Source organism: Dactylosporangium sp. McL0621 (genome assembly GCF_049995355.1).
Taxonomy (GTDB): domain Bacteria; phylum Actinomycetota; class Actinomycetes; order Mycobacteriales; family Micromonosporaceae; genus Dactylosporangium.
This window is the reverse complement of the sequence record NZ_CP188259.1, coordinates 2,013,143-2,032,107: the sequence shown is the minus strand read 5'-3', so window position 1 is coordinate 2,032,107 and position 18,965 is coordinate 2,013,143. Positions and strand designations below refer to the sequence as shown.

20 protein-coding genes are annotated in these 18,965 nt (G+C 72.4%); 7 read left to right on the top strand and 13 right to left on the bottom strand.

The genetic code is table 11. From position 1 onward, the window contains the following. The first annotated feature begins 277 nt into the window (after positions 1 to 277). A complete protein-coding gene (gene msrB, locus ACPPVO_RS09385) occupies positions 278 to 688 on the top strand; it encodes a peptide-methionine (R)-S-oxide reductase MsrB (protein ID WP_426510827.1) in 411 nt (136 codons plus the stop codon). A gap of 149 nt (positions 689 to 837) precedes the next feature. Here the strand turns inward: msrB and ACPPVO_RS09380 are convergent, their stop codons facing one another. The 8 genes from ACPPVO_RS09380 to ACPPVO_RS09345 all read right to left on the bottom strand — a co-directional run bounded on the left by ACPPVO_RS09380 (position 838) and on the right by ACPPVO_RS09345 (position 6,510). After that, complete coding sequence (locus ACPPVO_RS09380; protein WP_426510826.1) at positions 838 to 1,272, bottom strand: GNAT family N-acetyltransferase; 435 nt, start codon at positions 1,270 to 1,272, stop codon at positions 838 to 840. Further along, positions 1,269 to 2,630, bottom strand: a complete 1,362-nt coding sequence (locus tag ACPPVO_RS09375; protein WP_426510825.1) for an FAD-dependent oxidoreductase — start codon at positions 2,628 to 2,630, stop codon at positions 1,269 to 1,271. The genes ACPPVO_RS09380 and ACPPVO_RS09375 overlap by 4 nt, the downstream gene beginning before the upstream one ends. Then, positions 2,627 to 3,094: a GNAT family N-acetyltransferase gene (locus ACPPVO_RS09370; RefSeq protein ID WP_426510824.1), complete on the bottom strand. Its 468-nt coding sequence runs from the start codon at positions 3,092 to 3,094 to the stop codon at positions 2,627 to 2,629. The genes ACPPVO_RS09375 and ACPPVO_RS09370 overlap by 4 nt, the downstream gene beginning before the upstream one ends. A 5-nt stretch (positions 3,095 to 3,099) precedes the next feature. Beyond that, positions 3,100 to 4,614 (bottom strand): deoxyguanosinetriphosphate triphosphohydrolase family protein, encoded by a 1,515-nt coding sequence (locus ACPPVO_RS09365; RefSeq protein ID WP_426510823.1) that lies wholly within the window; start codon positions 4,612 to 4,614, stop codon positions 3,100 to 3,102. A gap of 12 nt (positions 4,615 to 4,626) precedes the next feature. After that, on the bottom strand, positions 4,627 to 4,785 hold the full coding sequence (locus ACPPVO_RS09360) for a hypothetical protein (protein ID WP_426510822.1): 159 nt from the start codon (positions 4,783 to 4,785) through the stop codon (positions 4,627 to 4,629). Continuing rightward, complete coding sequence (locus tag ACPPVO_RS09355) at positions 4,734 to 5,483, bottom strand: methyltransferase domain-containing protein (RefSeq protein ID WP_426510821.1); 750 nt, start codon at positions 5,481 to 5,483, stop codon at positions 4,734 to 4,736. Before ACPPVO_RS09355 ends, ACPPVO_RS09360 begins: the two co-directional genes overlap by 52 nt. Positions 5,484 to 5,485: 2 nt before the next feature. Beyond that, positions 5,486 to 5,647, bottom strand: a complete 162-nt coding sequence (locus ACPPVO_RS09350) for a hypothetical protein (RefSeq protein WP_426510820.1) — start codon at positions 5,645 to 5,647, stop codon at positions 5,486 to 5,488. Between the two features lie 116 nt (positions 5,648 to 5,763). Next, positions 5,764 to 6,510, bottom strand: coding sequence for a TetR/AcrR family transcriptional regulator C-terminal domain-containing protein (locus tag ACPPVO_RS09345; RefSeq protein WP_426510819.1), 747 nt, complete (start codon positions 6,508 to 6,510; stop codon positions 5,764 to 5,766). A gap of 35 nt (positions 6,511 to 6,545) precedes the next feature. Here ACPPVO_RS09345 and ACPPVO_RS09340 point away from each other — a divergent pair, with 35 nt between their 5' ends. Genes ACPPVO_RS09340 through ACPPVO_RS09330 form a run of 3 tightly spaced genes read left to right on the top strand, consistent with a single transcriptional unit; the run spans position 6,546 to position 8,973 of the window. Beyond that, the gene (locus ACPPVO_RS09340; RefSeq protein WP_426510818.1) at positions 6,546 to 7,517 is read left to right on the top strand and encodes an ATP-binding cassette domain-containing protein; all 972 of its coding nucleotides are present in this window, start codon (positions 6,546 to 6,548) and stop codon (positions 7,515 to 7,517) included. Further along, a complete protein-coding gene (locus tag ACPPVO_RS09335) occupies positions 7,510 to 8,271 on the top strand; it encodes an ABC transporter permease (RefSeq protein ID WP_426510817.1) in 762 nt (253 codons plus the stop codon). The genes ACPPVO_RS09340 and ACPPVO_RS09335 overlap by 8 nt, the downstream gene beginning before the upstream one ends. Positions 8,272 to 8,298: 27 nt before the next feature. After that, positions 8,299 to 8,973 (top strand): hypothetical protein, encoded by a 675-nt coding sequence (locus tag ACPPVO_RS09330; RefSeq protein WP_426510816.1) that lies wholly within the window; start codon positions 8,299 to 8,301, stop codon positions 8,971 to 8,973. On the opposite strand, the gene ACPPVO_RS09325 is transcribed toward ACPPVO_RS09330, so the two are convergent. From ACPPVO_RS09325 to hemG, 3 genes are all read right to left on the bottom strand, one after another. Then, complete coding sequence (locus ACPPVO_RS09325) at positions 8,963 to 12,172, bottom strand: GH92 family glycosyl hydrolase (protein WP_426510815.1); 3,210 nt, start codon at positions 12,170 to 12,172, stop codon at positions 8,963 to 8,965. The genes ACPPVO_RS09330 and ACPPVO_RS09325 overlap by 11 nt on opposite strands. A gap of 84 nt (positions 12,173 to 12,256) precedes the next feature. Next, positions 12,257 to 12,952 (bottom strand): hydrogen peroxide-dependent heme synthase, encoded by a 696-nt coding sequence (hemQ, locus tag ACPPVO_RS09320; protein ID WP_360387771.1) that lies wholly within the window; start codon positions 12,950 to 12,952, stop codon positions 12,257 to 12,259. Positions 12,953 to 12,956: 4 nt separating this feature from the next. After that, a complete protein-coding gene (hemG, locus tag ACPPVO_RS09315; protein ID WP_426510814.1) occupies positions 12,957 to 14,276 on the bottom strand; it encodes a protoporphyrinogen oxidase in 1,320 nt (439 codons plus the stop codon). A 22-nt stretch (positions 14,277 to 14,298) separates the two neighbouring features. Between hemG and ACPPVO_RS09310 the strand changes: the two genes are divergently transcribed. Both ACPPVO_RS09310 and ACPPVO_RS09305 read left to right on the top strand, forming a co-directional pair. Then, complete coding sequence (locus ACPPVO_RS09310) at positions 14,299 to 15,057, top strand: SDR family NAD(P)-dependent oxidoreductase (protein ID WP_426510813.1); 759 nt, start codon at positions 14,299 to 14,301, stop codon at positions 15,055 to 15,057. A 117-nt stretch (positions 15,058 to 15,174) separates the two neighbouring features. After that, positions 15,175 to 16,242, top strand: a complete 1,068-nt coding sequence (locus ACPPVO_RS09305; RefSeq protein ID WP_426510812.1) for a HEAT repeat domain-containing protein — start codon at positions 15,175 to 15,177, stop codon at positions 16,240 to 16,242. Here the strand turns inward: ACPPVO_RS09305 and hemE are convergent. Further along, positions 16,236 to 17,252, bottom strand: coding sequence for a uroporphyrinogen decarboxylase (hemE, locus tag ACPPVO_RS09300; protein ID WP_426510811.1), 1,017 nt, complete (start codon positions 17,250 to 17,252; stop codon positions 16,236 to 16,238). The two genes, ACPPVO_RS09305 and hemE, sit on opposite strands and share 7 nt — an antisense overlap. A 69-nt stretch (positions 17,253 to 17,321) precedes the next feature. On the opposite strand from hemE, the gene ACPPVO_RS09295 reads away from it, so the two are divergent. After that, positions 17,322 to 17,873 carry a DUF3000 domain-containing protein gene (locus ACPPVO_RS09295; RefSeq protein ID WP_360387757.1) on the top strand — a complete coding sequence of 184 codons (552 nt, stop codon included), beginning with the start codon at positions 17,322 to 17,324 and terminating at the stop codon, positions 17,871 to 17,873. 41 nt (positions 17,874 to 17,914) lie between these two features. On the opposite strand, the gene ACPPVO_RS09290 is transcribed toward ACPPVO_RS09295, so the two are convergent. Continuing rightward, positions 17,915 to 18,904, bottom strand: coding sequence for a hypothetical protein (locus ACPPVO_RS09290; protein WP_426510810.1), 990 nt, complete (start codon positions 18,902 to 18,904; stop codon positions 17,915 to 17,917). Positions 18,905 to 18,965: the final 61 nt, after the last annotated feature.

Below are 18,965 nucleotides of genomic sequence, written 5' to 3'. Positions count from 1 at the left end.
GTCGGTGGTGCGCAGGTCCTGCGGGCCCGCCGCGGCGGCGTGGGCCGCGGTCGCAAGAGGGGTCACGCCCGCGGCGCCCACCGCGCCCAGCGCGACGGCCTTGTACAGCAGCCTCATCGTCGTACCATCCCCCAAGCCGATCGCCGGTTACACCACAAAAGTCCGAATCGTGGCTTTCGTGGGGCCAACGAGCCAGGTCCAGGGATGATTCGGCGTACCGGCATAAAGTTCGCAGCCCGTAATGGTCGGTGCGGGAGGTCCGGCCTACCTTTGAGGCATGACTGAGCCACTCGTCACCCTGCCCACGAGCGACACCGAATGGCGCGCCCGGCTCACCCCGGACGAGTTCCGCGTGCTGCGGCTCGCCGGCACCGAGGCGCCGTTCAGCGGGGAGTACGTGAACACGAAGACCGAGGGCACGTACCACTGCCGGGCCTGCGGCGCGCAACTGTTCGACAGCGACACCAAGTTCGACTCGCACTGCGGCTGGCCGAGCTTCGACGACGCCATCCCCGGCACCGTCAAGGAGATCGAGGACAGCAGCCACGGCATGGTGCGCACCGAGATCCGGTGTGCCCGCTGCGACTCGCACCTGGGCCACGTTTTCCGAGGTGAGCGCATGACGGAGAAGAACACGCGGCACTGCGTGAACTCCCTGTCGATCAAGCTGGAACCGAAGTCAAGCTAAGGCGCCGAAGTCAAGCTAGGACGCCGAGGCCGGTCTAGGACGCCGAAGTCAAGCTAGGACGCCGAGGCCGGTCTAGGACGCCGAAGTCAAGCTAGGACGCCGAGGCCGGTCTAGGACGCCGAAGGCAAGCTAGGACGCCGAAGGCCGGGCTAGGACGCCGCAGGGCGACGCATCGGCACATGCTCGATGCCGTCGTCGTCGTAAGCCGGCCCGGTCACCACGAAGCCGAATCGCGAATAGAGCCCGGTCGCAACGGTCTGGGCGTCGAGCACCGCCGCGCGGCCCGGGCCGATCTGGTCCAGGGCCGCCGCGAGCAGCTTGCCGGCCAGGCCCTGACCCCGCGCGGCGGGCGCGGTGACCACCCGGCCGATGCGGGCCGAGCCGTCCGGCTCCGCGAGCACCCGCAGATACGCCGCGATCGAACCGTCCGGGGCCTCCAGCCACAGATGCAGCGTCCCCGGCTCCGTGTCCCGCCCGTCCAGCTCCGGATACGGGCAGTGCTGCTCCACCACGAAGACGTCGCAGCGCAGCTTGAGGATCCGGTACAGGTCGACGGTCGACAGGTCGGCGAACGAAGAGATCACGAGAAGGAATCTAGCGCCTCCGCCGCCTTCCGCGCGGCGATCAGCACCGGGTCCCACACCGGCGCGAACGGCGGCGCGTAGGACAGGTCCAGCGAGGTCATCTCCTCGACGGTCATCCCGTTCCAGAGTGCCACCGCGAGCGCGTCGATCCGCTTGGCCGCGCCCTCCTCGCCGACGATCTGGGCGCCGAGCAGCCGGCCCGACGTACGTTCGGCGATGATCTTGGTTTTGATCCTGCGTGCGCCCGGGAAGTAGCCCGCGCGGGTCGTCGACTCGGTGACCACGCTGAACGCGGCGAAGCCGGCGTCCGTGGCCTCCGCCGTGGACAGCCCGGTGCGGGCCACCTCCGTGTTGCAGAGCTTCGATACGGCGGTACCGACGACGCCCGGGAACGTCGCGTAACCGCCCCCGATGTTGATCCCCACGGCCCGGCCCTGCTTGTTGGCGTGCGTGCCGAGCGCGATCGCCACCGGCCGCTGCGAGACCCGGTGGAACGTCTCGACGCAGTCCCCGGCCGCCCAGACCCCGTCCGCCGAGGTCCGCATCCGGCGGTCGGTGCGGATGCCCCCGGTCGCGCCGATCTCGATGCCCGCGGACCGGGCGAGGTCGCTGTTCGGGCGGGTACCGAGGCCGAGGATCACCAGATCGGCCGGGATCTCGCCGGCGTCGGTGTGCACCGCGGTGACCCGGCCCGCCCGGCTCGCGAAGCCCTCGAGCCGCTCGCCGAGGCGCAGCGTCACGCCCTCGGCCCGCAGCGCGTCGGCGACGAGCCCGCCCATGTCGGGGTCGAGGGTGCGCATCGGCTGGTCGGCCGCGTCGACCAGCACGACCTCGAGCCCGTGCCGCAGCATCGCCTCGGCCATCTCCAGGCCGATGTACCCGCCGCCGACCACCACCGCGCGCCGCGGCGAGTGGCGGTCGAGGTACCCGAGCAGCCGAATCCCGTCCTCGAGCGTCTGCACCCCGTGGATGCCGGCGGAGTCCGCGCCGGGCACGTCGGGCCGCGCGGGCACGCCCCCGGTGGCGATCACGAGCTGGTCGAAGGGCTCGCGATATTCGGACGAATCCGACCTGACACTAACAAAGCGCTGGTCAACATCGATCGAGGTGACGAACGACGACAAGCGCACGTCGATCTCCAGCCGGGCGAACTCCGCCGGATGCCGCGCCACCAGAGCGTCCGGGAAAGCGACGTCCCCGGCCACGAGGTAGGGGATGCCACAGGCCGAGTACGACACGTGCTGCCCGCGCTCGAAGGCCACGATCTGCAGGTCCGAGGCCGGCCGCCGCCGCCGCGCCTGCGACGCCGCGCTCATCCCGCCCGCGTCCCCGCCGATGACGACCAGCCGCGTCGTCACGCCAGGTCCTTCGCCATCGAGAGCGACTTGATCTCGTACCCGAGCGACTCGTACAGCTGCCGCGCCCCCGGGTTGTGCCCGAACACGTTGAGCCCGAGCGCCCCGATCCCGCGCGAGCGCAGCACGTCCTCGGCGGCGAGCATGAGCGCCCGCCCGTGGCCGCGGCGGCGGAAGGGCTCGTCGACCTGCACGTCGTACACCCACGCCTGCGCGCGCTCGCCGGTCGGCAGGCCCAGCCAGATGTACCCCACCACCACCCCGGCCTCGTCGACCCCGCTGAACAGCAGCTGCCCCGGGCTGGACGCGCCTTCGGGCAGGAGCCGCTCCAGCAGCGCCGCGACGTTGGCGTGCACGGTCTCGGGCGTGTCGCGGCCGGAGCGCAGCTCGTCCTCCTCATATTCCCGCTGGAGCACGGGGAGCCGGGCGTCGAGCTCGTCCTGGGTCATCGGTCGCAGTCGAAGCATGAGATTCACAATACGAAGGCGTCCGTCCACAGCTGCCGCGAACGGCCCGACAGCGCGTCCAGCAGCCCCACCGCCTGCCCGTCCGTGAGCGCGGCCACGAAGTCCACGATCGCCCGGCCGCGCGCCATGGCGACCACGTCGAGGCGCTCCAGGCCGTAGTCGGAGGGCGAGAGCGCGGCGGTCTCGGCCTCGGCCAGCTCGACCAGGTCGTGCAGCCGCCGCGGCAGCCGCGCCTCCTCCCCCGGGTCGGTCAGCCACGCGTGCAGCGCCTCCACCAGGCTGGACAGCAGCCGCGCCTGCCCGCGCTGGTGCAGGGCCAGGTCGGGCCGCTCGAGCACGAACCGGTGGTGGATGAACTTGAGCACCTGCACCTCGTGCCACTGCGCGGGCGCGAGCAGGATGTGCCCGGAGCGCACCGGCGGGTCGGGCCGCACGTGGACGGCGTCGATGAGCCGGCGCGTCCAGCGGGCCGAGAACCGGGCCACCGCCTGCTCGGCGTCGATGGAGCCGTCGAAGGGCGCGGCGAGCAGCCCGTCGGCGAGCTCGGTGCGCACGTGGGCGACGGCGGCCGCAAACGCCTCGTCGTTGCAGATCCAGTCGTCCTTCTCCCGCAGCCGGCGGCGCAGCGCCTCCACCGAGCGGCCCGGGCGGCGGCCGGTGGCGCGCAGCTGCACGTCGCCGAGGGCGCGCAGGTCGTCGGCGTCGCGCAGCCAGGCGACGAGCTCGGCCGCGACGGCGCCCTGCTGGAGCACGCCGACGCGGTGGAAGTCCTCGAGGTCGTGGATGGCGTAGGCGATGTCGTCGGCGGTGTCCATGACGGACGCCTCGGCCGTCTGCTGCCAGTCGGCGAGGCGGCCGGCGAACGGGGCGCGGGCCTGGCGGACGTCGGCGAGCTCGGTGACGTACGCACCGAACTTGCCCGATCCGACCGCGGGGTCGCCGCCGGCGCCGCGCGGCGTCGGGTTCATGTGCATCGGGTGCGGGTCCGGGTACGTGCGCCGGGTCCACGGGTATTTCAGCAGCGCCGCGCGCACCGCCGCGGTGAGGTCCAGCCCGATCGCCGCGCCGCGCACCTGGGTGCTGGTGACGATGCGGTACGACTGGGCGTTGCCCTCGAACCCGTCGGGCAGCCCGAGCCGCTCCCGGGCGAGCCGGTCCAGGACGTGCTCGCCGAGGTGCCCGAACGGCGGGTGGCCGAGGTCGTGGGCGAGCGCGGCCGCCTCGACGACGTCGGGGTCGCACCCGCCGAGCTTGTCCAGCAGCGCCTGCGCCTCCACCGAGGAGCCGAGCTGCTCGACGATGCCGCGGGCGACGCTTGCCACCTTGAGGCTGTGCGTGAGCCGGTTGTGCACCAGCAGCCCGGAGCCGCCGGGGCTGATGACCTGGGTGACGCCGGCGAGGCGGGCGAAGAACGGCGAGGCGACGATCCGGTCGCGGTCGACCCGGTATGGGCTGGAGGTGAGATCGCCGGGAGCCATCACGGCCCCGCCGAACAGTCGTCGCGCGCGCAGATCTTCCATGTTGCAGTTCTATCAAGCGGCCTTGCGGACCTCGATCACGAACCCGCTCGCCGCCGCAGATGCCATCGGACGGTGTACCAGCAGCAGGTCGAGCAGTTTCAGCGGGGACAGCACCCAGGTCAGCGGCAGGATCGCCCGGTACAGGCGGCGGCTGCCGAACGACAGCAGCATGCCAGCCACTCCTGCAGCACCCACAGCATGCCGGACGTGGGCCCGGCCCCGACTTTGACCGACAGCACCTCGAACGCGCCGAACTGTTCGCGCAGGCCGACCTCGGTGTACCGCTGGAAGTCGTACGGCGAGGCGTGGAACGGCTGCATGAACGGCACGAACACGAGCATCCGGCCGCCCGGGCGCAGCACGCGGTGCATCTCGGCGATGTGCACGGCCGGGTCCGGCACGTGCTCGAGCACGGCGATGCTGACCCCGCCGGCCAGGCTGTCGTCGGCCAGCGGCAGGCGGCGCAGGTCGGTGACGATGTCGACGTTGCCGTACGAGCCGCCGTCCATGCAGACGACCCGCTCGTCGCGGCGGTGGGTGCCGCAGCCGAAGCCGGCGACGAGCTCCCGGTCGAGGTCGAAGCTGCGCAGGAACGGGTTCACGAGCCCGGGCCGGTCCTGGACCGGGGAGAGCACCTTGATCGCGGCCGGGTACAGCTTGTGGAACCGGGTCTTGACCAGCTCCTTGATGCGGTTGAGGGCGTCGGCCCTGAGCTCGGACTCGCCGAACCCGCCGAAGTCCAGCTGGTCGCCGCGCCGGGTGCCGACGGGGCCGCAGATCGTGCAGACCAGCGAGAAGTCCAGCGAGCCGTGGCACCGGGGGCAGGCGAGCGCGGAAGCGAGGCGGGTCCCCACGAACGTCGAAGTCACGATCACCCCAGCTGGTAGATGGCGATGCGCCCGGCCCGGAAGCGGAACTGGGCGTAGTCCTGGATCCAGGTGGACGGCAGCAGCAGGTAGCCCTCGTCGGCCATGAGCCACTTGACGTGGTACTGGTCGCGCAGCTTGCCGACCGAGGCCGCCGTTGCTGTCACCCGCCGCGCTCCGCTCTTGAGTCTTCACCGCGCTGCCCGCAAGGCCCGAGATGCCTGTCGCAACGTATGCAACGTCCGACGGGCGGGTGAGGGAGCGGGGAAAACCACCCGAAAGGCTATTTTCGGGTGCTCATCAGCGCCTCGAGGCCGTCCAGGAACCGCTCGACGCCGAACTCGAAGTCGTCGTCGGGCCGGGACTGCGAGGTCTCGAGGATCCGCGACCGCAGCAGCTCGCCGACGGCGGGGAAGCGCACCGGGTCGGCCAGCAGGTGCAGCAGCCGGCCGTACTCGTACATCGCCTGCTCGGTCGTGCCGCCCTGGGACTTGGCCGCCGCGTCGATGTCGGCGGTGGTCAGTGCCCAGTTCCGGGCGATGCCGCTGACCATCATGATCGTGGAGAGCCGCTCGTCGTGGCGCAGGTTCGTGTCCCGCATGACCGCCAGCCCGTGGTTCATCCAGGCGATCTGGTTGGGCGTGATCGGCGGGGTGTTGATCGGCACCCGCAGCATCCACGGCTGGCTGCGCAGCAGGCCGAGGTAGCTGTCGGCGAACCCGCGCAGGCCGGCCCGCCAGCCCAGCCCGGGCTCCGGCTCCGGGGGCAGGCCCATGGCCGCGTCGACCATGAGGTCGAGCAGCTCGTGCTTGGCCGAGACGTACCGGTACAGCGACATCGTCGCGGCGCCGAGCTCGCTCGCGACCCGGCTCATCGAGACCGCGCCGAGGCCCTCGGCCGCGGCGACCTTCACCCCCGCGGCGACGATCCGGTCGAGGGTCAGCCCGGGCTTCGGCCCCTTGCCCGGGCGCTCACGCAGACCCCAGGCCAGCGCCAGCGAGTTGGGTATGCCGTTTTCCTGTTCGCTCATTGACTCGACATTCTACTTCTGCGTATAACGTACGCATGGAACGTACGTCATACGCAGAAGAGCGTACCGCATACGCAATCGAGGCGACCGGCCTCACGAAGTCCTACGGCAAGGTCGGCGTCCTCACCGGCGTCGACCTGCGGGTGCCCGCCGGCACGGTGTTCTGCCTGCTCGGGCCGAACGGCGCCGGCAAGACCACCACGGTGCGCATCCTCGCCACGCTGACCCGCCCCGACGGGGGCAGTGCCCGGGTGGCCGGCCACGACGTGGTCCGCGACCGCGCGCGGGTGCGCCGCGCGATAAGCCTCACCGGGCAGTACGCCGCGGTCGACGAGCTGCAGACCGGGGCGGAGAACCTGCGCATGATGGGCCGGCTCTCGGGCCTGTCCCGGCGCGACGCGCGCGTCCGCGCGGACGAGCTGCTCGCGCGCTTCGACCTGACCGCGGCCGCACACCGGCGGGCCGGGCGGTACTCGGGCGGCATGCGCCGCCGCCTCGACCTCGCCGCCGGCCTGGCCGGCCCGGCCGAGGTCATCTTCCTGGACGAGCCGACCACCGGCCTCGACCTGACCAGCCGCCAGGCCATGTGGGAGGTGGTGGACGGGCTCGTCGGTGCGGGCCGCACGGTCTTCCTGACCACGCAGCACCTCGAGGAGGCCGACCGCCTCGCGGCCCGCATCGCCGTCGTCGACCACGGCCGGGTGGTCGCCGAGGGCAGCCCGGCCGAGCTCAAGCGCCGCTTCGGCGACCAGCGCCTCGACCTTGACCTGGCCGACCGCGCGCGCTACGACGCGGCCACGGCCCGCCTCGGCGCCCGCGTCGTCCAGCGCGACGACGCGCGGCTGACCCTCGGCGTCACCACCGACGGCAGCGCCGCGCACGTGCGCTCGGTGCTCGACGAGATCGACCCGGCGGGCTCGGGGGTGCGCCGGTTCTCCCTGCACAGCGCCACGCTCGACGACGTCTTCCTGTCCCTCACGTCCCGCAAGGAGTACGCCGGTGTCTAGCACCGCGATCACGCAGTGGACCGTGCTCGGCGGGCGCTGCCTGCGCCTCGGCCGGCGCAACGTCGAGGCCCTGATCATGTCCATCGCCCTGCCGGTCATGCTCATGGTCGTCTTCGTCTACCTCTTCGGCGGAGCAATCCGGACCGGCACCGAGTACGTCACCTACGTCGTGCCCGGCGTCATGCTGCTGTGCGTGTCGTTCGGCTCGGCGATGACCGCCGTCTCGGTCGCCAACGACCTGCAGGGCGGGATCGTCGACCGGCTGCGCTCGCTCGACGTCGGCGGCGCCGCGGTGCTCTCCGGCCACGTCGTGGCCAGCCTGGCCCGCAACGTCGTGTCCAGCGCCCTGGTGCTCGGGGTCGCCTTCGCCCTCGGCTTCCGGCCACACGCCGACCTCGGGCAGTGGCTGGCCGCGCTGGGCATCCTGCTGCTGACCATCGCCGCGGTCTCGTGGCTGTCGGCCTGCATGGGCCTGCTGGCCGGCTCGCCGGAGAGCGCGAGCGGCTACACGTTCGGCATCACGTTCCTGCCGTACGCCAGCAGCGCCTTCGTCCCGATCGGCACGATGCCGTCGTGGCTGCGCGGCTTCGCGGGCAACCAGCCGGTCACCCCGATCACCGAGAGCCTGCGCGGGCTGCTGCTCGACCAGCCGGTCGGAGACGCGCCGTGGCGCGCGGTGGCCTGGTGCGTGGGCATCATGCTCGTCGCGATGGCCGGTGCGGCCCTGCTGTTCCGCGGTAAAACACGGACATAGCACGATAAATCTATATACCGTGCCCCAATGCGAAGCCTCCTCGCCGTCGCCATGCTCGCCGGTCTGCGCAACCCCGTGCCGACCCCGGACGACAACGGGCACGCGCAGGCCGGAGGGCACCAGGAGGTCTCCGCGGCGGTACCGGGGCCGCAGTACACGGTCAAGGGCATCGACGTGTCCAGCCACGACCACAGCGTCTACCCGGCGATCGACTGGGCCGGGCAGGCCGCGCAGGGCGCCAGCTTCGCGCACGTCAAGCCGACCGAGAGCGGCAACTACGTCAAACTGCGCGGCGAGCCGGTGACGTTCCGCAGCCCGCTCTACGGCACCACCGAGATCTACGCGCGCGGCACGGGCAACCACCTCGTCCAGCGCTACTACTCGGACTCCTCGTGGTCGGCCAGGAACGACCTCGGCGGCCCGGTCGACGGCGACCCCGCCGTGTTCTACAACCCGCAGTACCGCTCGACCGAGATCTACGCGACCGGCGCCGGCTCCCTGCGGTACACCCTCGTGATGCCCGGCGGCGGATGGACGCCGTGGACGGGCATCGGGGGCGCCCTCGACACGGACCCCGTCGTGCTGCTCAACCCGTGGACCGGCAACACCGAGATCTACGCCGTGTCCAACGGCAACCTCGTCACCCAGCTCTGGCTGCGCGGGCTCTCGGTGTGGTCGGGCTGGTCGAACATCATGCAATGAGCTGCCACTCGGCGAGCTGGGTCTCGGCGGCGCCGTGGTTGGCCGTGATCTGGAGCCGGTACCGCGAATAGGAGGCGCCGCCGCTGACCACGAACGCCCGCGTCTCGCGGCGGTCGCCGAAGTCCACGTCGCTGCGGGAGTCCACCGTCGTCCAGGTCACCCCGTCGTCGGAGCCCTGCAGGGTCCAGCTCCTCGGGTCCCGGGCCGGGAAGTCGTCCGCGCTCGTCAGCGTGTACTGCCGCACCGCCGCCGCCCCGGTGAGCTGGTCGGTGAGGGTGGCCGTGGCCGCGAACGTGAGCCACTTCGTCAGCGAGGTGTCGTCGGTGAGCTTGTCCCGGGCCTCGCCGGCGCCGTTCTCGCCGCTGACGGTCAGCGTGCCGCCCGTGGCCCGGTCGGTGAGGCGCGCGGGCGCGGCGGCGCCGGAGGTCAGCGACGGCGGGATGTCGGCCGCGCCGGTCCCCCACGACGACGACGGGCTCGGGCCCATCGTGAAGGTCAGGGTGCCGCCGGCCGTCAGGTCCGCGTGGGTGAGGTAGTTGCGGGTGTACGGCACGCCGTTGAGCGTGGCGCTCTGGATGTACCGGTTGGTGTCGCTGACCCCGGGAGCGTTCACCGTGAGGGTCCGGCCGCTCTCCAGCGTGATCGTCGCCCTGGGCAGCAGCGGCGCGCCGATGGTGTAGTCGGTGCTGCCCATCCGGGCCGGGTAGAAGCCGAGCGCGCTGAAGACGTACCACGCCGACATCTCGCCGTTGTCCTCGTCGCCGAGGTAGCCGTTGCCGGTGCCGGCCCCGGAGTCGTAGAGCCGGGTGAGCACGGTGCGCACCTGGTTCTGGGTCTTCGCGGGGGTACCGGCGTAGTTGTACATGTAGAGCATGTGGTGGATGGGCTCGTTGGCGTGCGCGTACTGCCCCATGTCGCCGTCGTAGGCCTCGCGCATCTCGTGGATGACCCCGCCGTAGCAGCCGGTGAGGTAGTCGCGCGGCGCGGCGAGCACCGCGTCGATCTTCGCCGCCAGCTGCGCCCGGCCGCCGTAGAGGTTGGCCAGGCCCTGCGGGTCCTGCGGGGCGCCCGTCGCGTAGTGCCAGGGCGCGCCCTCGGTGAACTCGCAGCCCCACAGGTTCGCCCGGAAGTCGGCGTCGCCGGTACGCCAGGCGCCGTTGCTCTGCTTCCCCCGGAACATGCCCACGCTGGGCGAGTACAGGTTCACGTAGTCCAGCGCCCGGTTGCGGAAGTACGCCGCGTCCTCGCCCTTGCCCAGGGCCGTGGCCAGCTGGAAGATGCCGAAGTCGTTGTTGGCGTCCTCGAGCGTCCACGACGCGGACTCGTTGCGCACGTCGGTGGGCACGTAGCCCTTGAACGTGGAGACCTCGATGCCCTGGCGGCCGTTCGGGTCCCAGCTCGAGTAGACCATCGCGTTCTTCACCATCGAGGCGTACGCCGCGTTGTAGTCGAAGTTCCGCACGCCCTTGACGTAGGCGTCGGCGAAGGCCAGGTCCTGGTTGGAGCCGACCATCGCCCCGACGTTGCCGGGCCCCGACCAGCGCGGGGTCCAGCCGCTCTCCTTGTAGGCGTTGACGAACCCGTCGAGCATCTGGCCGGTGCGGGTGGGGGCCAGCAGCGTCATGAGCGGCCACTCGGCCCGCGAGGTGTCCCAGAAGCCGTTGTTGACGTACATCTGCCCGTCGTGGAGCTGGTTGTCGTACGGGCTGAAGTGCCGGCGCACCCCGCCCACCATCTCGGCGCGGTTGTTCGGGTACATGTTCGCCCGGTACAGGTTCGAGTAGAACGTCACCAGCTGCGCGTTCGTCGCGCCCTCGAGCCGCACCCGGCCGAGCACCGCGTCCCACTGCGCCCGCGCCTCGGCCTTCACCGTGTCGAGCGTCTTCGCCCCGACCTCCTGGCCCAGGTTCGCCGCGGCCTGGGCGACGCTGATCCACGAGGTGCCGATGCGCAGGGTCACGGCCTGGTTCGCGGTCGTGGCGAAGCGGACCCAGCCGGTGCCCCCGGTGCCCGACGCGGCGATCGCGGTGTCGACGGTGGCGGAGAAGTACAGCTTCTGGCCGCGGTGGTCGGCGTACCCGGAGATGGTCCGCGCGGCGGTGTCGACGGCGAACGAGCCGCCGGCGCTGTCGATGACGTCGAACAGGATCGTCGAGTCGGACGCGGCCGGGAAGGTGAAGCGCATGACCCCGGCGTGGTCGGTCGGGGCCATCTCGGCGGTGATGCCGTACGTGTCCAGCCGCGTCGAGTAGTAGTGCGCCCGCGCGATCTCGTTGGCGTGGCTGAACGTGGACTTGCGCGCGTCCGGGCTCGTCTTGACGCCGCCGGTCATCGGCATCACCTGGAGCTGGCCGTAGTCGCCGATCCACGGGCTGGGCTCGTGGCTGACGGCGAAGCCCTGCACCGTTGCCGCGTTCCACTGGTACAGCCAGTTGTCGCTGTTGCCGTTCGTCACCGGCGTCCAGAAGTTGAACCCGTTGGGCACGGTGGCGCCCGGGAAGGTGTTGCCGTGCGAGTAGCCCGGGTCGGAGTTGGAGCCGCGGCGGGTGTCCACGTAGTCGGCCAGGGTGCCGGCGGTGATGCTCAGGTCGTCGAGGTACCCCCGGAACGTCCCGGTGCCGTCGGGCTTGTCGTAGCCGATGAGGATGCGGTCGATCGTCCGGCCGGCCGCCGCGGCGCCGATGTCCGAGGTCACGAAGTTCCAGGTGTCGAAGGACAGGACCGAGCCGCTGCCCTGGTACTGCGGGTGCAGCCGGACGCCGTGCTGGTCGACGGCCCCGGAGTCGCGCAGGTAGGTGCCGTCGGTGAACGCGAGGTCCACGGCCACGTCGAGGTTGCCGCCGCTCTGCGGGAACACCCAGTACGACAGCGTGGTGCCGGCCCCGACCGCGATGTCCACGTCGAACACGCGGTTGTAGGAGTAGCTCGTCGTCGCGTTGTTGTCGGAGCCGGAGTACATCAGCGCGTTCGCGCCGGTGTGCGCCGTCTCCGTGCGCGTGCCGCTCTCCATCCCCGCCAGGCCGCAGCAGTACCCGCCGACGCCCGAGCTGCGCTCGACGCTGTCCGACCACGTGGGCTGCGGGTCGCCGGCCTCGAACGAGGTCGAGAAGTCGCCGGGGGCGGCCGCCGCGGGGGTGTTGATCGCTGTCAGCAGGCCCGCGGCGAGCACCGCGGCCGCGAACCACCGGAGTCCGGACATGCGCAACCTGCCGTTTCGTCAGCCCTGGGCTTTCACGAACGTCTATGAGCAGGTTCGGACCTTGGAACGGGTTATGTCAATATTTTATGGAAGGTTTGCTACGAGATCCGCGATGTCGCGGCGGCGGCCCGTGTAGAACGGGACCTCCTCGCGCACGTGGCGGCGGGCCCGCGACGCGCGCAGCTCGCGCATGAGGTCGACGATCCGGTGCAGCTCGTCGGCCTCGAAGGCGAGCATCCACTCGTAGTCGCCGAGGGCGAAGCTGGCCACGGTGTTGGCCCGCACGTCGGGGTAGCCGCGGGCCTGCTTGCCGTGCTCGGCGAGCATCGCGCGGCGCTCCTCGTCCGGCAGCAGGTACCACTCGTAGGAGCGGACGAAGGGGTACACGCACAGCCACTCGCGGGCGTGCTCGTCGGCGAGGAACGCCGGAATGTGGCTCTTGTTGAACTCGGCCGGGCGGTGCAGGGCCATCTGCGACCACACCGGGGCCAGGCGGCGGCCCAGGTCGGTGCGGCGGAACCCGGAGTACGCCTCCTGGAGGGCCTCGGCGCTGGGCGCGTGCCACCAGATCATCAGGTCGGCGTCGGCGCGCAGGCCGGCCACGTCGTAGGTGCCGCGGACCGTCACGTCCTTGGCGGCGAGGTCCGTGAGGAACGCCGAGACCCCGGCGGCGTCGCGGTGCTGGTCGCCGTAGGGCGTGGCCAGCCGGAAGACGGACCACATGGTGTACCGAATGGTGTCGTTGAGCTCCTTGATGCGTGCGGCGTTCGGGTTCGTCATGGCCTCAGTCTCCCAGCTTGGCGAGGACGGACTCCGCGGCGGCCCGTCCGGACGTGATGCACGCCGGGATCCCGACGCCGTCGTAGGCCGCGCCCGCCACCGCGATCGCGGGCTGCCCGTCGAGCCCGGCGCGCAGGGCCGCGACCCGGTCGCGATGGCCCGGCGCGTACTGCGGCAGGGCGCCGCCCCAGCGGTACACCCCCCGGTCCAGCGGCTCGGGCAGCGCGTCGACGCCGATGAGCCGCGCGACCTCGGCCCGCACCACGTCGACCAGCGCGTCGTCGGTGCGCTGCAGCTGCGCCTCGTCGCCGTACCGGCCGACGGACGCGCGCAGCACCGTGAGCCCGGGCCGGCGCAGGTGCGGCCACTTGCGGTCGAAGAACGTGACCGCCTTCACCGCGAGGCCCTCGGTCGCCGGCACCAGGAAGCCCGACAGCTCGGGCAGCTTGGTGGCGGGCAGCGCCAGGGCGACGAGGGCGATCGAGGCGTAGTCGAGCTCGAGCGGGTTGTCCTGGTCGAGCAGGCGCGCCGCGGACGCGGCCGGGACGGCGAGCACCACCGCGTCGGCCGCCTCGACGCGCTTGTCCTTGCCCACGCGGACGTCGAGCTGCCAGCCCGGGCCGCCGCGCCGCATCGACTGGACGGTCGCGTTCGTGCGCACGTCCGGGAGGGTCCGCACGATGGCGTCGACGAACCGGCTCATGCCGCCCTCGACCGCGCCGAACACGGGCGCGCCCGGCTCCCGGCGGCCCGCCCCGGCCGCCTCGGCCAGGGCCCCGGTCAACGTGGCGTGGTTCTCGGCCGCCGCGGCCAGGGCCGGCAGCGCCATGCGCAGCGAGAGCCGGTCGGCGCGGCCGGCGTACACCCCGCCGAGCAGCGGATCGACGTAGTGGTCGACGACGTCGTCCCCGCGCCGCGGCCGCACGAGCGCGCCGACGGTCACGTCCTCGCCCGGCTGCAGCAGCCGCGGCCCCGGCGGCTCCTCGGGGCCCTGCAGCGGGATGCCCATCAGCGTGCCGGCCGGCAGGTCCTGCAGCGCCCCGCCGATCGCGACCGCGGCCTTCGCCCCGCCCGGGTGCACGATCGCGTCGCCGAGCCCGACCTCGCGGGCCAGCTGCACGGCCGCGCTGGGCCCGCCGACCAGGAACGACTCGGCCCCGCGCTCCACCGGGTGCCCGGCGAGCGCGCCGGTCGACAGCTTCCCGCCGGGCCGCTCGCGCTGGTCCAGCAGGACGACGTCCAGGTCCGGCCGCAGGGTGTGCAGCCGGTGCGCCGCGGCGAGCCCGGCGATGCCCCCACCGACGACCACGACGCGCTTTGTCATACCCGGAGTCTATTGTCGCCGCATGGGTGACCAACGGGTGGCAGTGATCACGGGGGCGGCGCAGGGCATCGGCCGCCGGACCGCTGAGGTCCTGGCCGGGGAGGGCTATCTCCTGGCCGTCATCGACCGGCAGCCGGTCGCCGGCTTCGACGCGCTCTCCTTCGTCGGCGACGTCGCCGACGAAGACGACGTGGAGCGGTTCGCGACCGAGGTCGAGGCGCGCTACGGCCGCGCCGACGTGCTGGTCAACAACGCGGGCATCGCGTCGATCGCGCCCGCGGAGGAGACGACGCCGGCCCAGTGGCGCCAGGTCATCGACGTGAACCTGACCGGCCCGTTCCTGCTGTGCCGGGCCTTCGGCCGGCGCATGCTCGTGCGCGGCACCGGCTCGATCGTGAACATCGCCTCGGTGGCCGGCCTCCTGGGCGTGGCCGACCGGGTCGCGTACAACGCCAGCAAGCACGGCCTGATCGGGCTGACCAGGACGCTCGCGGTGGAGTGGGGCGGGCGGGGCGTGCGCGTGAACGCCGTCTGCCCGGGCTGGGTCAAGACCGAGATGGACGACGAGTCCCAGGCCACGGGCGCCTACATCGACACCGACATCACCGAGCACGTCCCGATGGCCCGCTTCGCCCAGCCCGACGACATCGCCCGAGCCGTCGCTTTCCTCGCGGATCCGGACAAGAGCGGATTTGTCAACGGGGCCGCCCTGTCGGTGGACGGCGGCTGGGCCGCGGACGGCTCCTGGCCCTCGCTGCGGCTGTCGAGCCGCGGGCGCTGATCGGCTCCCCATCTGCGTCGATATGTCAGCGAGTAGGGTGATCGTCCTCCCCGTGTTGTCCTTCTGAGGGGCGAACCCCTCTGGAAGATCTCCGCCAAGGCGCGCACACTCTCGGAGATGAGCGACCTCGCGTCCTCCCGACCCGTGCCGGATGAGCCGCCGGACCCGCGCCCCGGTGGCCCGGCCGACGTGTCCGGGCTGTTCCCCAGCTCGGCGGAGCTCTTCGTCCCCGCGGCGCGGGAGCCCTCGGACCTGGACGAGCTGGCGCCCCTGGCCGAGATGATCGCCGACCTGGCCGACCTGCGGGGCCCCGGCGGCTTCGAGGGCCCGCTCCCCGGCACGGAGGACGCCGAGCCGACCGCCGGCAGCATCGCGAGCCTGCTGGCCTCGCCCGCCACGTCCCCGGCCGAGCTCGCCGACGCGGTCGCCTGGTGCTACGACGACACCGCGCTGCCCCTGCTGCTCCCGCTGGCCCGCCACCCCGACCCGGGCGTACGGCGGGCCGTGGCCCAGGCCCTGCCGAGCGTGCTGGGCGAGGCGCCGCCGGACGACACCGTCCACGCCCTGATCCTGCTCAGCGCCGACCGCGACGCCGACGTGCGGGACTGGGCCTGCTTCGCGCTCGGCACCCAGCTGTCCGAAGTGGACTCGGCGACCGTGCGCGACGCGCTGGCCGCACGCCTGGACGACCCGCACGACGACACGCGCTGCGAGGCGCTGCTGGGCCTGGCCCGCCGCCGCGACGCGCGGGTGCTGCCGGTGCTGCACGAGCGGCTGGCGCGCGACAACGTGTACTCGCTCGAGATCGACGCCGCCGGCGCGCTCGGGCACGCCTCGCTGCACACCCTCGTGCGCGGGCACCTGTCCGGCTGGGACGACGACGTGGTCGCCCGGGTCTGCGCGGCGCTGCGCCTCACCGACCCCGACGGCGTGGGCGACGACCTGCTCGACGGGCTGGCCGAGTGGTTCCGGGCCGGCGCACCGCACGCGACGGACGAGGACCGCTACTGGTGGGCGGTCACGCTGCAGCTGCTCGAGCACGCCGAGTACCGCGCCCCCGAGATCGCCGAGCAGGTGCACTACCGCCTGCAGTCCGCGGAGCCGGCCACCGCGCTCATGCTCGGCTCGCGGCTGTCGCAGCTGGCCGGCGACCACGGCTGGCCGCGCTGGAGGCCCGGCTACTGACCGCCGTGCACCAGCTCGACCAGGCGCGTCAGCATGTCGGGATCGGTCTCGGGCAGCACGCCGTGGCCGAGGTTGAAGATGTGGCCGGGGGCCTTCGCGCCCTCCGCCAGCACGCGGCGCGTCTCCGCCGCCACGACCTCCCACGGGGCCAGCAGCGTGCACGGGTCGAGGTTGCCCTGCAGCGCCTTGCCCGGGACCCGGCCCGCGGCCACGTCCAGCGGCGTGCGCCAGTCGACGCCGACCACGTCCGCGCCCGCCTCCGCCATGGCCGGGAGCAGCTCACCGGTACCGACGCCGAAGTGGATCCGCGGACAACCGTCGAGCCCGTCGAGCACCGCCCGCGAGTGCGGGAGCACGAACCGGCGGTAGTCCGCCTCGGACAGCGCCCCGGCCCACGAGTCGAACAGCTGGACGGCGTCCACCCCCGCCTCGATCTGCACCTGCAGGAACGTCCGGGTGATCTCGGCCAGGCGCGAGCACAGGGCGTGCCAGACGTCGGGGGCGCCGTACATCAGCGCCTTGGTCTTCGCGTGGTGCCGCGACGGCCCGCCCTCGACGAGGTAGCTGGCCAGCGTGAACGGCGCCCCGGCGAAGCCGATGAGGGCCGTGGACCCCAGCTCGGCCAGCAGCAGCCGGATCGACTCGGCCACGAAGGAGACGCCGGACGCCTCCAGCGGGCGGATCGCGGCGACGTCGGCCATCGTGCGCACGGGGGCGGCCACCACCGGGCCCGTGCCGGGCACGATGTCCAGGTCGATGCCGGCGGCCTGCAGCGGCACGACGATGTCGCTGTACAGGACGGCCGCGTCGACCTTGTGCCGGCGCACCGGCTGCAGCGTGATCTCGCAGACGAGGTCGGGGCGGCGGCAGGACTCGAGCATGCCGATGCCGGCCCGCAGCTCGCGATATTCGGGCAGGGAACGGCCCGCCTGGCGCATGAACCAGACCGGGACATGGGGCACGGACTCGCCCCGCGCGGCGCGCAACAACAGCTTCGTCATCGGGTCCATCGTTTCACTCACTGTGCACGGGCGGCGCGGCGGCACCCCTTGCGCGCGTTTCGGTCTTAGTCTTCCGTTATGGCGCCATCGACCGCGACTCCCCCCACGTTCACCCGGGCGGTGGAGGATTTGCGCGCCGTGACCACCAGGCCGGAGATCAGCCTCGAGGAGGTCCCGGCGCCGCAGCGGCTGGCTCCCTTCGCCCACGCCATCAGCGGCACCGTGCTCCGCCACGGCGACGAGGTGGCCACCGGCCGGCTGATCCTCCTGCACGACCCGGCCGGCCACGATGCCTGGGACGGCACGATGCGCCTGGTGACGTACGTGACCGCCGAGCTCGAGGCCGAGCTGGCCACCGACCCGATGCTGCCCGGCGTCGGGTGGAGCTGGCTGGTGGACGCGCTCGACGGGCACGCCGCGGCCTACACGGCGATCGGCGGCACGGTCACGCAGACCATGTCGACGCGCTTCGGCGACCTGGCGGGTCCACCGGCCGCCGCCGACCTGGAGATCCGGGCCTCGTGGACGCCCACGACGGAGGACATGCAGGCCCACGTGCACGCGTGGTGCGCGCTGCTCGCCTCGACGGCCGGCCTGCCGCCGCCGGGCGTGACCGCTCTGCACACATGACAGAGCGCCCCTTTCCTCCGGAAAGGGGCGCTTTTGCCGAATTAAATCCCGAGGATGACCTGCGCCTCGTTGCAGGGCTTGTCCATCTCGTTGATCTTGTTCTGGGTCGTGGTCTTGTCGCCGGCGGCCGAGGCGTCGAGGGCCTCCAGCAGCAGCTTCAGGCACTGGCCGATGACGTCGCGCTGGCGCTTGGCCTCGGTGCTGTCGGCCTGGGTGCCGCGCAGGTCCTGCTGCGACTTGCTCAGCTCGTCGGCCTTGGCCTGCAGGTCCTTCTTGGTCTGCTCGAAGTCCTTGTTGGTCTGGTCGAGCGAGGCCTGGCGCTGGTTCGACGTCGCCTCGGACCGCTGGAGCTTGTTCGACTTGTCGACGTACAGGCCGACGAACACGCCGGCGGCGATGACCGCGAGGGCCAGCAGGCTCGCCAGCAGCGGCACCGCGATGCCGCGCTTCTTCGCCGGCGGCCCGACCGGCGGGTAGCCGATCGGCTGACCGGGGAAGCCGCTGGTGGGCGGGCTGGAGACCGGGCCGTAGGCGACCGGCGGGCCGGACATCGGCGGGCCCGACATGGGCGGCGCGGACATCGGCGGGGCCGGCTGCTGCATCGGCGCGGTCGGCGGGGCCGAGACCGACGGGTCCAGGCTGTAGGACGACTCGCCGCCGTACATCGGCAGCTGGGACGTGCCCTGGTCGTGGGTCGGCTGCGGCTGCGGCGGCACGGGCTGGCCGTACTGCTGCGGCTGCTCGCCGTACGCCGGGCCGGGCTGGCCGTACTGCTGCGGCTGCTCGCCGTACGCCGGGCCGGGCTGGCCGTACTGCGGCGGCTGCTCACCGTAGGACGGGCCCGGCTGGCCGTACTGCTGCGGCGGCGGCTGCTGCGGCTGCTCACCGTAGGGCGACACCGGCGCCGCCGCGGGGTAGCCGCTGACCGGGGCCTGCTGGGGCGGCGGCGGGTACGCGCCGGGCGCCGCGTTCTGGTCGGGGTAGGCGTATCCGTCGTTCGGGTTCCCCTGGGGGTTGCCGGGGTATGTCATGTTCTCTTCCTCCTGGTGGCCCTGCCGGGCAGCGCCCCGGCGGGAGTCGTACGACCGGCGC